This window comes from Pectobacterium parvum (assembly GCF_020971565.1).
GTDB classification, from domain to species: Bacteria; Pseudomonadota; Gammaproteobacteria; order Enterobacterales; family Enterobacteriaceae; genus Pectobacterium; species Pectobacterium polare.
Genome location: NZ_CP087392.1, coordinates 688,470 through 701,070 on the forward strand (window position 1 = coordinate 688,470; position 12,601 = coordinate 701,070).

Below are 12,601 nucleotides of genomic sequence, written 5' to 3' on the forward strand. Positions count from 1 at the left end.
ATTATGAGGGCCGAGCAATCGGCCCTTTTTTTATCTTGGGCACAGTTTTTCGCTCACAGTGGGTTACGAACAGACTTTTATACGTAAAAAAAGGTAAATGGGTAGCGTTGAAGAGTGCGGATACTTACAATCATTACGCTTTCTGTAGTCGGCCTCTTCAAAAAGGAATTCTCATGTTCAAACGTACTCTGGTTGCTGCGGCAGCCCTTATTTCACTGACGGCATTTTCTCCCGCTTTTGCGGCTTCCGACGCCACTACGCGTGTGCTGTTGACGACGTCTGCGGGCAATATCGAACTGTCTTTAGATAATCAAAAGGCACCGGTTTCGGTAAAAAATTTCGTCGAGTACGTTAACAACGGTTTTTATAACGGGACGACATTTCACCGTGTGATCCCTGGCTTTATGGTGCAGGGCGGCGGTTTTTCTGGCGAAATGAGCCAAAAAGCGACGAACGCACCGATTAAGAATGAAGCCGATAACGGTTTACGTAACCAGCGCGGCACGATTGCGATGGCGCGCACGTCTGATAAAGACAGTGCGACCAGCCAGTTCTTTATCAACATCGCGGACAATGCGTTCCTCGATCACGGCCAGCGTGATTTTGGCTACGCCGTGTTCGGTAAAGTCGTGAAGGGCATGGATGTCGTGGATAAGATCTCTCAGGTGCCAACGAAGAATGTCGGGCCTTACCAGAATGTGCCGACCGCACCCATCGTGATTCAGTCTGCGAAAGTGCTGCCCTGATTGACGAGATAGATAAGCAAAGAACCGAGAATACGAAAAAGGCCACTGATGTGGCCTTTTTCGATCTTAACGTACCAACGGCTGCATTATTCCAGCGCTTTAGCCATCTGCTGTAGCCAGGCATCCACGCCAGTGCTCGGCACATTCAACTGACGATAGGTCGCGGTTGCAACAGGATAGCCGCCGACGTCTTCCTGGCTGTTCACGAAGCCACCTTTCCGCTGTTTGAAATTCTCCACGATACGTTTATCAACGGCATCACGATCTTTAGGACGTGCGCCTGCGCTTTGCAGTACCTGATTGGTGACGGCGCTGGCCGGTGATGCCGTTAAGCCCGCAGGCCAAATAGGGGACACTTTGAGTAAATTAATCCCGCTGCCTGACGTTTGCGGTGCGGCTTTGCCCTTGGCATCGTACGCGAGGTTATCTGACATCCAGACATCGCCGGAGCTGTTGCTTCCTACCAGTCCTAAACCTGCTTTGGTATTGGCACCGTAGTGCATCACGTTACCCGCAACGGAGACGCGTGGGCTGGCGGGCATGGTTTTCCCTTCCCACTCTTTCGCTACTCCACCGACGCGAAGACTCCAGATGCCGGGGTTATAGATCAGGTTATTGACCATGACGCCCGTAGAGCCAGCCTTGAACCAGGCGTTGCGCTCGTTGTTGTGCGCATAGAGGCTGCCCACGATCGATACGTCAGTCACGTTATCGTGAACCAGCGTCCCCATCGAGTGAATACCTTTGGTGTGAGCCGAATCGTATAGGCCTTCAGCAACGATATTATTCGAGAGTGTGATGCGGTGTGCGGTGCCCTGAGGCCCGTCATAGCGTGGGCCGGAAATAGACAGGTTTTCGTCTGTACCCCAGGCGAAACTAGAATGGTCGATCACGACGTTGTAGGCATCTTTGCCGTTGATGGAAACATCGCGTTCAAAGCCACTTTTTTTACCCGTACCGGCATCGCCGATGCGGAAACGAATATGCTGCATCAACACATCGTGTGTGCTGATCCCCATTCCACCGCGAATGATGGTGATACCGGGAGAAGGAGCGGTCTGACCGGCGATGGTGACAAACGGCTCTGCTAACCGGAGGTCACTTTTATTCAGGTCGATAATGCCGCCAACCTCAAAGACGATAATGCGCGGCCCTTTGGCGGCCAGCGCTTCCCTGAGTGAACCTGCACCGGAAGAAGCCAGCGTTGTGACGCGAATAATACGTCCACCGCTGCCTGCAACGGTATCCGTTCCGAATCCTTTCAACTCTGGTGCTGCCGGTGTGGCGGCGCTAGCCATCGGTATGCCGACACTGAATACTAATCCAGTGCTGAACAGTGTGGCGAACAGAAGAGAACGTTTCATTTCATTTCCTTGAATATTAACGATAAAAATGAGCGAGCCCTTAGGGCTCGCTCAAGTGCAGCCCGAACGATAAACCGACGGGCGTTAAGCTTGTTTGCAGGCCCGGTTAGCACAGGACAATGAGGGACGGAGCCTGCAATTCGCTTATTTACCTTTCACGCTTTGCAACTAGTTGCAATTTGCTGCTGTCAGCACGGCAAGGTTTTTGTTCACGCCAGCATAGTTCGCCAGTTTGTCCTTCACGCACTGTGGAGAAACTGGAGAGTAGCTGTAAGGAACAGAAGCGAACGTACCGGTGCTTTTCCAGTCTTCCGCATTCACGTAGGGCTTGGAATCTTTATCCCAGGTGATGTTGTATTTAGCGAAGTCGGCTGGGCTCATGACGTTGTTATTACGCAGTTCCCAGGTACCGAAGTTGGAACCGTCATAACGTGAGGTCACTGGGTTTTTCGCATTCTCGAACCAGTTACGTTCGATCAGTGCAATCCCTTTCTGACGCACGTTCAGGCCAGAACTGGTGATGCCGGTATACAGGTTGTTGTACGCGTGAACCTGGCCGCCACGTTGCAGTGGGAGGCGAGCGTTAACGTCGTCGTAAATATTGTGATGGTAAGTCAGGTCACGGCCCGTATCGCTGCTGCTGAAGCCGCTCAGCCCCACTTTTTTGATGCCATGAATGTAGTTGTACGAAATGGTCACATTGGTCGAGGCTTTCTTAATATCAATCGCGGATTCGAATGTGGTGTCACCGTCTTTTGTACCTGCGCATTCAAAGTTTTTCGCGAAGATCTCGTTGTGGTCAATCCAGACGTTCGGCGTGTTATCGATACGAATGGCATCACCATCCTGCGCGCCGCCCGGCATGTAACCAAAGCGCATATTACGGATGACGATATCGGATGATTTTACCAGCCAGATCCCGAAGTTGGCGGACGATCCGTTAGTTCCAAGGATGGTAATCCCTTTGGTGAACTCTTTGATTTCTACACCTCGGGCATCCTTACTCCACTGGCCGCAGATGTTGGCCTCAGCGGCTTTGATCAGCGCGTCTTCATTACCGTTATAGGTGATGACGAGCGGGTAAGCGCCGCCTTTGACTTTCTTACCGTTTGCGTCCTTTTTTGCTTCTTCGATGATATCAATAATATCTTGCATGGAGCGCGCTGTTTTTTTCACGGCACCGGCAACGTCACCACCGTCAGTGGTGGCATAACCCCCCGTATTTGCCGCCATCGTTGGTTGGGCCGCAAGCAATAACAGCCCAGCGGCTGCAGAAGGCAGTAGGTATTTCATTAGGGTACTCTCCTTGGAATTGAATTTTTGTTTGGGCATTTATGATCCACATAGCCCAGATTATATTATTTTGGTGTTTCAATAAAAATGAAATCAAGGTTTATTGAAATCCCAATTAATTCTTACCATAAAAGTAAAAGAATTCAATATTTCGATATTAAATATATAGGGTGAATGACGTCGTAAATCCCAAAGACTAATAAGTGACTATTTTAAATGATAATATTTTTTTCATTTTTTCTAAAATCAGGTCATTGAGAGTTTTATGAAAAATAAAATTATATTTCGTTTTATTACTCGTTGTTGGATGCGATTTGATAGAGGTGACAACTGTGAGCGACATCAATAAATAAGTAAAATTTCCTCGTTGAGAGGATGGCGTCAGAAATAGTTGATGCCGATCAAATTATTAATTAATCACGTGTTGATGGCTGTTGTTATTTCTATCGATTAATCCTTAATTAAAGGATGGTTTTCTTCATTAATAAATCAAGCTATTAATTTAATATCTAAATAATTAGTCTGGTATTTAATTTGTGCATTCGCTTTAGGAATACATATCCATTCTCATGCGTGGGTTCCATAAAAAACAAGCGAGCTCTTAGAGCTCGCTTGGGGAGAACCATGCTTCAGTATGAAGAGTCACGGCCGCGGGATATTCAGGCTTATTGCTCCTGTCTTGCTGCGACGGAGAAAGCCTGACCGCATTTATTTGCAGTTAGCTGCTGTCAGTACTGCCAGGTTTTTACCGACGCCAGCATAGTTTGCCAGTTTATCCTTCACACACTGCGCAGAAACGGGTGTGTACTTATAGGAGACGGTAGGGAATTTTCCTGTGGTCTTCCAGTCATCCGCATTGATGTGAGGGGAGGACGGTTTGCCCCAGGTGATTTTGTATTTAGCGAAGTCTGCCGGTTTCATGATGTTGTTGTTACGCAGATCCCAAGTACCGAAGTTGGAACTGTCGTTACGTGCCGTCACTGGGTTCAGCGCATTTTCGAACCAGTTGCTTTCGATGAGGGCTTTCCCTTTCTGACGGACGTTAAAGCCTGAACCGGTGATGCCGTCATACAGGTTGTTGTACGCATGAACCAGACCACCACGCTGTAGTGGCAGGCGTGAGTTAACATCGCGGTAGATATTGTGATGATAAGTCAGGTTACGCGCTGTCGTATCCGAACTACTTGAACCGCTCAGGCCGACTTTCTTGATGCCGTGGATGTAGTTATAGGACACAGTGACGTTCGTTGACCCTTTCTTGATATCAACCGCTGATTCAAAGGTGGTGTCATCGTCTGGCGTGCCTTTACACTCAAAGTTCTTGGCAAAGATCTCGTTGTGGTCGATCCAGACGTTTGGTGAGTTATCAATACGAATGGCATCGCCGTCTTGCGCGCCGCCCGGCATATAGCCAAAGCGCATGTTACGTACCACGACGTTAGAAGAATTCACGATCCAAACACCGAAGTTGGCGGATGAGCCATTGGTGCCCTGAATCGTAATGCCTTTGGTGAACTCTTTGATTTGTACGCCGCGAGCGTCTTTACTCCACTGGCCGCAGATATTCTTTTCAGCCGCTTTGATTAATGAATCTTCATTACCGTTATAGGTGATGATGAGCGGATAAGCACCGCCTTTGACTTTCTTGCCTTTTGAATCCACTTGCGCGGCTTCAATAATATCCACAATCTCTTTCATAGAGCGTGCCGTTTTTTTCACAGCACCGGATACTTCCCCACCATCCGTGGTGGCATAGCCGCCCGTATTTGCGGCCATCGCGGGTTGAGCAGCGAGTAATAACAACCCAGCGGCTGCCGTAGGCAATAGATATTTCATTATGACTGTCTCCTTGGAATAGAATTTTCATGGGCATTTATCGATCCCTATGCCCGATGTAACAGGTACACATTTTTCAACAAAAATGAATGTCAATTTTGGTGAAAAACCAAGGGGAGTGTGGTCAAAAAATAAGTTCAGTTCAAGGGTGAAATGTTAAATGTATCAGGTCTGAAACATTTTGTAATACTGATGATTGGATAATTTGGATTTTATAAGAAACGATTTTCTTTTAAAGTAACCGAAAATCATAAGGTTATTTTTTTGGTGGGGAATAAATGCACTCAGGTTTCTTTATTGATTGGTTTTTAATTTTTTATTTTTCCTGTAGTAATCGCTGCCGCTAACGTAAGAAAGCCATCTTAAGTCAAAATATACTATCACAGGCATATTCAATATTGTTTACGTGATGAATCAATTTTATCGTGAATTTTAGTTTGTTAAAAAATAATTATTATTAGTCGCTATATGGCATTTCTTTATGCGATAAGCAAAAAAATAGACCTCATTATTCATTGCGGTTTATTAGCTAAATGATCATTAGCATGACGTCTATTTTCATGAAGGCCACGCTGACAATCTTGTGTGGATCTCTTAAAAATGAGCGAGGCCGAAGCACTCGCTCAGGAAGAACCCGACGCAAAATGAATGCGTCGGGCTTAGCGCGTTTATTTACAGTTGGCTTCTGTCAGTACTGCCAGGTTTTTACTTACGCCTGCGTAGCTTGCCAGTTTATCCTTCACGCACTGTGCAGAAACTGGGGTGTATTTGTACGGAACGGCCGGGAATTTACCGGTGCTCTTCCAGTCATCCGCATTGATGTGCGGGGTGGATGGTTTACCCCAGGTGATCTTGTATTTAGCAAAATCAGATGGGCTGGTAATGTTGTTGTTACGGAGTTCCCAGGTACCGAAGTTGGAATCGTCGTTACGTGCGGTCACTGGGTTGAGTGCATTTTCGAACCAGTTACTTTCGATCAATGCGATCCCTTTCTGACGGACGTTAAACCCTGAACCTTTTATACCGTCATACAGGTTGTTATACGCATGCACTTGGCCACCACGTTGCAGCGGCAGACGTGAGTTAACATCGCTGTAAATATTGTGATGGTAAGTCAGGTTACGACCGGTATCCGTGTTGCTTGAGCCGCTCAACCCTACCTTTTTCACGCCATGGATATAGTTGTACGACACGGTGACGTTGGTTGAGGCTTTCTTGATATCAACCGCTGATTCAAAGGTGGTGTCGTTGTCTGGCGTACCAGCACATTCGAAGTTTTTGGCGAAGATCTCGTTATGATCGACCCAAACGTTCGGTGTGTTATCGATACGGATGGCATCGCCATCTTTGGCACCGCCAGGCATATAGCCGAAACGCATGTTACGTACGACAACGTTGGAAGAGTTAACCATCCAGATACCGAAGTTAGCGGAAGAACCGTTGGTACCGAGGATGGTGATCCCTTTGGTGAACTCTTTGATTTCTACACCGCGTGGATCTTTGCTCCATTGGCCACAGATGTTAGCTTCAGCAGCTTTGATTAGCGCATCTTCATTACCGTTATAGGTGATGACGAGCGGGTAGGCGCCACCTTTGACCGCTTTACCGCTTGAGTCCTTTTTCGCGGCCTCAATGATATCGACGATCTCTTGCAGAGAGCGTGCGGTTTTTTTCACAGCGCCGGAAACGTCGCCGCCGTCAGTGGTGGCATAACCTCCCGTATTTGCCGCCATTGTCGGTTGGGCAGCGATCAGCAACAGCCCAGCGGCTGCAGAAGGCAGTAGGTATTTCATTATGTACTCTCCTTGACATAGAATTTTTTTGGGTATTTACCACTACACACCCTGTGTAATAAAAAGGCTGTTTCAACAAAAATGAAATTAAGGTTTGTCTATAAGCCGAGCTAAGTGTTAACAGAAAAAATAAACAATACAAGACGGGGCGTTAAATATATTAATTAAATAACAGAGGACAGCTGAGAGGATTTGTGTCTATTACTTTTAAATAGAAACTAATTTCCACTTAAATCATTTTAAATCATATGTTTATGTTTTTTAATATTTATTGTTTCAATCTGGATTCTTTATTTTTTATCCATTTTACATGCGTGGTTTATTCGCTTGTTGAGCAATTGTGACCGCTATCAAGAATTAAAGATAAATCTCACTTAGAAGGTTTTTTTACCCGTCACTCTCTTTTTTTTTAAATTAATTAATTCATGGGTTTTTTTTGTTTATTATTTTTTTTGTTAGAAATGATTTCAGAGTAATCATTTGCTATAGATAATCTAATAATTAATACCTATTAATAAAGGTGGTGATTACGGGAATAAATTATTTATGATCTATATAATTATTATCGTGCTAACTTTATATTCTGACTTCGCGTAAACACATAGCCCCGATTTTCCTATGTCTGCAGATAGTGTGTATCGTTGAATATTGTTGTTCCTGCTGTGAGGCGCTAAGAAAAAACTAAAAAATAGAGAAGCCATCGATGGGCCGCAGACGTTGAACTGCATAAATATTTTTCGCCACATATTTTTTGTTGACAAGGTATGTTTTTCTTGACTGTTAAATGTGTGAGGGGTAGCGTTATTAGAATGCATGGAAGCCATTTTCGACACGCCACTAGGATCGTAAGATGTTCATCTCAGATAAAAATATCGCAGAAAATTTAATTGAAAAATCAATTGTTCTTATTGAGCAAATCAAAGCAGAATTAGTCGTGCTGAAAAGCTCTTTGCCTCAGGAGGAATATGAAAAGTGTCGGCATATTGCTGGGCACTTAATTTATACGTTAACGGGTAAGGTTATAAATGATATTTCAATTGATCATCCAGATTTAAAACCAGATGGCTTCACGGTTTATGTGAATAAGGATGTCAATCTGTAGGTTATTTGTAAAATGGTTTATTTTTTTCATGAAAATTATAATTTCCCTAAGTTTTCTTGGCTGTGGGAGTATAAGGCCAAGAGTTAAAAATATTAATTAACATACTTTTAAAGGATTGAGTTGTGTTGAACGTATCCCCTCCGATGGCATTAATTCTATTGTTGTTTTCTGGTAACGCAATTAGCTCGGATAGCAAACTACTTCCTATCGATTTTTTAAAAGGAAAGATAAATTTTATAGAAATAAACAATTCTTGTATTGTTAAAAATAGAAAAGTGAATAAGGTTTTCATTAACGAGAAATATTCACTATCCGAAGTTGATAGATGTATCGCCGAATGTTCATACCTATTAAATATTCCTGGTGATTATGGAAGTACAAATTTTCATAGTTGCGTTGCACAATGTAAAGGACAGATTCCGTCGTGTGACTTCTAATTTTTATATAAATAAAATATAAAGGTGGTAATTTCATATTGTTTTTATTGAGTTTTTATTTTGTTAATTATTAATTAATGTGGTTAATTTTTATTAATGATTTTAAAAGGATGATATAAGTCATGGCTTCATATAAGATAAATATTTTGGGGTGCAGTGGTACCCAAGAAATAATGTGTCCAGATGATCAATATATACTTGATGCTGCTGAAGAGGCTGGGGTGGATCTTCCTTATAGTTGCCGAGCTGGGGCGTGCTCATCATGTGCATGTAGGGTGATTTTTGGAAGTTATGATGATAGTGACCAATCTTTCCTCAATGGAACTCAGAAAGGAACGTTTATATTATCTTGTGTAACATATCCTTCATCAGATATGACAATAATGTCTCACGCTGAGGCTGATTTGGCTGGGTAGGAGGATTGACTAATGATTAGCAGAAGGAATTTTATCTTATCTAGTGTAGCACTTAGTCTGTGCGGTCTGACATATCGTGCCAATAGTGAACCCAATGAAAAATTTATAATAATAAATGCAGCATTAATTAATAACAAGGATGATATTAATGAACGGTTGGATAAATTTATATTTAAAAACGGGCAATGTAATTCCGTTAAATCAACGCAGCAGGACGCTGTAAAAGTTATTATTAATGTTATCCGTAAGTCTACAATGGAGCCTTTAATCGGAAGCAGAGTTGGCTTATGCCTTTCAGATGCTTTCAAAGCGAAAGGAAAGCTTGCTTCTGCGGCTGAGAGCTGCAATGTAACGTGGGCTGAAATTAGAGATGAAGCACCTGTTGAGTTCATTACCTACATTCCTAAATTGTCCTTAAAAGGTAAGAAGGTGATGAATCCTATGGATGTTATCATTAGAGAGGGAAATAAATTTGGCGTCTATCGGTTTAATTTCCCTCTGGATTATCTATCATCAATCGGTGTATTCCAGTCTAGCGCGAAAGAGGCGGTAACGACTAAGACTCTGACAGATGTAGCTATCGAGCTATATGGGAAAAAGCCAGAGAACTCAGTTGCTGAGCTAAGGCCTGAATATGTTGATGGTTTTTATCATGTACCAGTAACCTTTATCCTGGATGATGCTTAACGATCGTTCATGATTGTGCTCGTTACTTGAATCAATATCGAACCACACCAGAGATTCCGCATTGTTCTCAAATTTCATTCGGAATCTCTGTCTCCTATCATCCACGTATCTCTTGATGCAGCTAACGTCAACTTCGTGTCATCTTGCTAATCACGTATACAGGTACAATAACCTGTGTTGCACTCGCCTATGAAAAGCGCATCGACATAATTTTCGGGTATCATTGCTGGTATCAAACGTGGAGTTAATTAAAATAACCAATATCTATCAACATATTAAGTCAATATTCTGCTGTTTGTCAGTACCGTTGAGCTTCGCAAAGCAGAATGGCGTGAATTTGATCTGGATGGATCCGAGGTGGCGAATCCCTACTGGGAGAATGAAGATGCGTGAAGAGCATATCGTCCCGTTATCTAAGCAGGCAGATTGTTCTGCTAGAGAACTACAGACATACACCGGCGGACGTGGGGGGTTGTTTCCGAATGATGGCGGCAATGGGAAAACCAGAGACCTGGGTTGGTGATTTGTGTAAAGAACTGGGTATCACGCGACAGACATTATACCGACATCTTTCGCCAGCAGGAGAGCTGCGGCCTGATGGAAAGAAACTACTCAATTAGCCCTGAGTTACCGTCGTGGGTAGCCAGTGCATCCCACTTCTGACATGTCGTGCAGTTGTCTTCTGAAAATGACATTAGGGCTGGTATTATCGGTTAATACAGTACCGAATTAAACTAGTTTGGTATAGAAATACTTAAACAAAACTACCAGACGGAGATATATGCAATCACATTTGATTCATAGTGATTAACTATGATTAAAAATAAATCAGTATTAACCGGAGTAAATAAATGAAGAACGATACGCAGGTAGTAACTAGGGTGCTGACAGCTCATGTGCCATTGCCCATAGCTGATAAGGTTGATCAAATTGCAGCCCGACTTGAACGTTCACGAGGCTGGATCATGAAGCAGGCGCTTTCCGCATGGATAGCCCAGGAAGAGGAGCGAGACCGCCTGACCCAGGAAGCGCTGGCAGATGTGGATGCGGGACGGGTTATCGATCACCAGGCCGTGCAGGCATGGGCTGACAGCCTTGGAACCGACAAACCATTGCCGGTTCCGCGTTGATGGAAATTAAATGGACAAGTAAGGCACTGTCAGATTTAGCTCATTTGTATGAATTTCTGGCTCTGGCTAACAAATCTGCTGCTGCAAGAGCAGTTCAAGAATTGACTCAGGCTCCGGCCATCCTGTTAACCAATTCACGCCTTGGGGAGCAATTATTCCAGTTCGAGCCCCGGGAAATCAGACGATTTCTGGTTGGAGAGTATGAGGTCCGCCATGAAATTGAGAAGTCCGTCATCTACGTGCTGCGCATCTGGCATGCCAGAGAGGATCGCTAAACATGACCCTCGAAGGTACTGTTGCAAATAGCCAGTGATGATAAACTGAACACTCCTTTTTTGCAGCAGGAACAACGTATGACCCCTTTCCATGGCCGGCATTTTCAATGCGAGATCATCCTGTGGGCTGTTCGCTGGTACTGTAAATACGGCATCAGCTACCGCAACCTGCAAGAAAAGGGGTCTGACGCTCAGTGGAACGAAAACTCACGTTAAGCAATGTTTTCTTCCTCTGACGCCTCTTTTAATGGCCGCAGATGTCCTTTTGTCACCAGCTCTGCCAGAGTGAAGGAATAATGGCCGAGCATATTGATATGTCCGTGGCAAAGCGGTGAGAGGCGTGCAATATCTTCATCATTTAGGGTTTCCCCCTGTGCCCTGAGATGATCCAGGGCTGCCTGCATATAAATAGTGTTCCACAGCACCACTGCGTTAGTGACCAGCCCCAGTGCTCCCAGTTGATCTTCCTGACCGTCGGTATATCGTTTTTTTCAGCTGTTGCCTAGGCAGAGCGGCGGAGAATCCTGGAACGCACCAATGAAGGCCGACAGGAAGCAAAGCTGAAGGGCATCAAATTTGGCCGTAGGCGCACAGTGGGCAGAAGCGTCGTACTGACGCTTCACAGGAAAGGCAATGGGGCAACAGAAATTGCCCGTAAGCTTCACATTGTCCGCTCCACGGTTTATAAAATTCTGGAAGATGGAAAGGTGCTTAATTAGATCTTTATTTATAGATTGACATCATTGATAAAAATGATGTTTAATATTTTATGAAACATTTTAAGGAAATGTGTGAACCTTTCCAAAATTCCTCGGTATCATAAAAATATGGTACCGAGGAATAATTAAGGTATTAGCTATATCACCCAACGCCTGTGCAAATACAACCGGTGAGAAGAGTACATACTTGAATCTGCCCTTCGCCACAACGTTCAGCTGCAAAAGAAGAAAATGATAATATTAAAGCAGGTAAAATAAACTTTAAGCTTTTCATGTTAATAACCTCTGTAGTTTGTTTGATAATAAGCATAAAATTAATTCTTATCATCTACAGCCTATATAAAGTAAAAATAATAATAATAGAAACGCTTATGTGCTGTCGCACACCGAGCTTGAAGGTTAATAAATTAAAAAATAGTTGTGTATTCAATAAGTTGATATGGCATAAAACGTAGTGCTTTCGTTCGATGTAAATACCGATGATCCTATCGTGCATTTCGAATGATTTTGAATATCCCAGTGTCTTACTAGGGGTTCCGCTCCCATTTCCTCCAAAATGCCCATTCATGACATAAAAATCATTACTTATCATGCATTTATTTACTTGATCTTTATTCTGCATCTTCTTCAACACTCAGCGGCTCAACGCCTTCCAGAAGACTGTCCAGATTTGAGATCGCTGTTTTATCTTCAAATGAATAATTTCCGCCAAGAAGAATGTGTCCCCACGCGACTGGAGATAAATTTTCCAGAACTGATTGAATACACGACCTACGCGGGCACTAAATAGTGCTACTGAGATT

At 43.8% G+C, this 12,601-nt stretch carries 10 protein-coding genes and 4 pseudogenes; 8 read left to right on the forward strand and 6 right to left on the reverse strand.

Annotated features, from left to right (window positions below; genetic code table 11):
• Positions 1 to 173 precede the first annotated feature (173 nt).
• Positions 174 to 746 (forward strand): peptidylprolyl isomerase A, encoded by a 573-nt coding sequence (ppiA, locus tag LOZ86_RS03015; RefSeq protein WP_039484588.1) that lies wholly within the window; start codon positions 174 to 176, stop codon positions 744 to 746.
• An 86-nt stretch (positions 747 to 832) separates the two neighbouring features.
• Here the strand turns inward: ppiA and pelZ are convergent, their stop codons facing one another.
• The 4 genes from pelZ to pelA all read right to left on the reverse strand — a co-directional run bounded on the left by pelZ (position 833) and on the right by pelA (position 7,032).
• Positions 833 to 2,110, reverse strand: a complete 1,278-nt coding sequence (pelZ, locus tag LOZ86_RS03020; RefSeq protein WP_039484586.1) for a pectate lyase PelZ — start codon at positions 2,108 to 2,110, stop codon at positions 833 to 835.
• Between the two features lie 168 nt (positions 2,111 to 2,278).
• Positions 2,279 to 3,403: a pectate lyase PelC gene (gene pelC / locus LOZ86_RS03025; RefSeq protein ID WP_039484584.1), complete on the reverse strand. Its 1,125-nt coding sequence runs from the start codon at positions 3,401 to 3,403 to the stop codon at positions 2,279 to 2,281.
• 708 nt (positions 3,404 to 4,111) lie between these two features.
• Entirely contained in the window at positions 4,112 to 5,239 is a 1,128-nt protein-coding gene (gene pelB / locus LOZ86_RS03030) for a pectate lyase PelB (protein ID WP_039484582.1), read from the reverse strand.
• A 668-nt stretch (positions 5,240 to 5,907) separates the two neighbouring features.
• Positions 5,908 to 7,032 (reverse strand): pectate lyase PelA, encoded by a 1,125-nt coding sequence (gene pelA, locus LOZ86_RS03035; RefSeq protein ID WP_039484581.1) that lies wholly within the window; start codon positions 7,030 to 7,032, stop codon positions 5,908 to 5,910.
• 850 nt (positions 7,033 to 7,882) lie between these two features.
• On the opposite strand from pelA, the gene LOZ86_RS03040 reads away from it, so the two are divergent.
• The 6 genes and pseudogenes from LOZ86_RS03040 to LOZ86_RS03070 form a co-directional block, all read left to right on the forward strand.
• Positions 7,883 to 8,134 carry a hypothetical protein gene (locus tag LOZ86_RS03040; RefSeq protein WP_039484579.1) on the forward strand — a complete coding sequence of 84 codons (252 nt, stop codon included), beginning with the start codon at positions 7,883 to 7,885 and terminating at the stop codon, positions 8,132 to 8,134.
• 610 nt (positions 8,135 to 8,744) lie between these two features.
• A complete protein-coding gene (locus LOZ86_RS03045; protein ID WP_284145705.1) occupies positions 8,745 to 8,987 on the forward strand; it encodes a 2Fe-2S iron-sulfur cluster-binding protein in 243 nt (80 codons plus the stop codon).
• Positions 8,988 to 8,999: 12 nt separating this feature from the next.
• Positions 9,000 to 9,674 (forward strand): hypothetical protein, encoded by a 675-nt coding sequence (locus LOZ86_RS03050; protein ID WP_039512666.1) that lies wholly within the window; start codon positions 9,000 to 9,002, stop codon positions 9,672 to 9,674.
• A gap of 851 nt (positions 9,675 to 10,525) precedes the next feature.
• Positions 10,526 to 10,804 carry a CopG family ribbon-helix-helix protein gene (locus tag LOZ86_RS03060; RefSeq protein ID WP_039484576.1) on the forward strand — a complete coding sequence of 93 codons (279 nt, stop codon included), beginning with the start codon at positions 10,526 to 10,528 and terminating at the stop codon, positions 10,802 to 10,804.
• On the forward strand, positions 10,804 to 11,079 hold the full coding sequence (locus tag LOZ86_RS03065) for a type II toxin-antitoxin system RelE/ParE family toxin (RefSeq protein ID WP_039484573.1): 276 nt from the start codon (positions 10,804 to 10,806) through the stop codon (positions 11,077 to 11,079). Before LOZ86_RS03060 ends, LOZ86_RS03065 begins: the two co-directional genes overlap by 1 nt.
• Before the next feature lie 78 nt (positions 11,080 to 11,157).
• Positions 11,158 to 11,256, forward strand: a pseudogene (locus LOZ86_RS03070) (IS6 family transposase); the annotation flags it as partial.
• Positions 11,257 to 11,291: 35 nt separating this feature from the next.
• Here the strand turns inward: LOZ86_RS03070 and LOZ86_RS03075 are convergent.
• Positions 11,292 to 11,570, reverse strand: a pseudogene (locus LOZ86_RS03075) (Tn3 family transposase); the annotation flags it as partial.
• Positions 11,571 to 11,585: 15 nt separating this feature from the next.
• Here LOZ86_RS03075 and LOZ86_RS03080 point away from each other — a divergent pair.
• Positions 11,586 to 11,798, forward strand: a pseudogene (locus LOZ86_RS03080) (helix-turn-helix domain-containing protein); the annotation flags it as partial.
• 445 nt (positions 11,799 to 12,243) lie between these two features.
• On the opposite strand, the pseudogene LOZ86_RS03085 reads toward LOZ86_RS03080, so the two are convergent.
• Positions 12,244 to 12,324 (reverse strand): annotated as a pseudogene (locus LOZ86_RS03085) (IS1 family transposase); the annotation flags it as partial.
• Between the last annotated feature and the right edge of the window lie 277 nt (positions 12,325 to 12,601).

Coding starts and splice junctions, on each gene's coding strand:
- LOZ86_RS03050 (WP_039512666.1), top strand. CDS start 9,000: ATGATTAGCAGAAGGAATTTTATCTTATCTAGTGTAGCACTTAGTCTG.
- LOZ86_RS03045 (WP_284145705.1), top strand. CDS start 8,745: ATGTGTCCAGATGATCAATATATACTTGATGCTGCTGAAGAGGCTGGG.
- pelZ (WP_039484586.1), bottom strand. CDS start 2,110: ATGAAACGTTCTCTTCTGTTCGCCACACTGTTCAGCACTGGATTAGTA.
- ppiA (WP_039484588.1), top strand. CDS start 174: ATGTTCAAACGTACTCTGGTTGCTGCGGCAGCCCTTATTTCACTGACG.
- pelC (WP_039484584.1), bottom strand. CDS start 3,403: ATGAAATACCTACTGCCTTCTGCAGCCGCTGGGCTGTTATTGCTTGCG.
- LOZ86_RS03065 (WP_039484573.1), top strand. CDS start 10,804: ATGGAAATTAAATGGACAAGTAAGGCACTGTCAGATTTAGCTCATTTG.
- pelA (WP_039484581.1), bottom strand. CDS start 7,032: ATGAAATACCTACTGCCTTCTGCAGCCGCTGGGCTGTTGCTGATCGCT.
- LOZ86_RS03040 (WP_039484579.1), top strand. CDS start 7,883: ATGTTCATCTCAGATAAAAATATCGCAGAAAATTTAATTGAAAAATCA.
- LOZ86_RS03060 (WP_039484576.1), top strand. CDS start 10,526: ATGAAGAACGATACGCAGGTAGTAACTAGGGTGCTGACAGCTCATGTG.
- pelB (WP_039484582.1), bottom strand. CDS start 5,239: ATGAAATATCTATTGCCTACGGCAGCCGCTGGGTTGTTATTACTCGCT.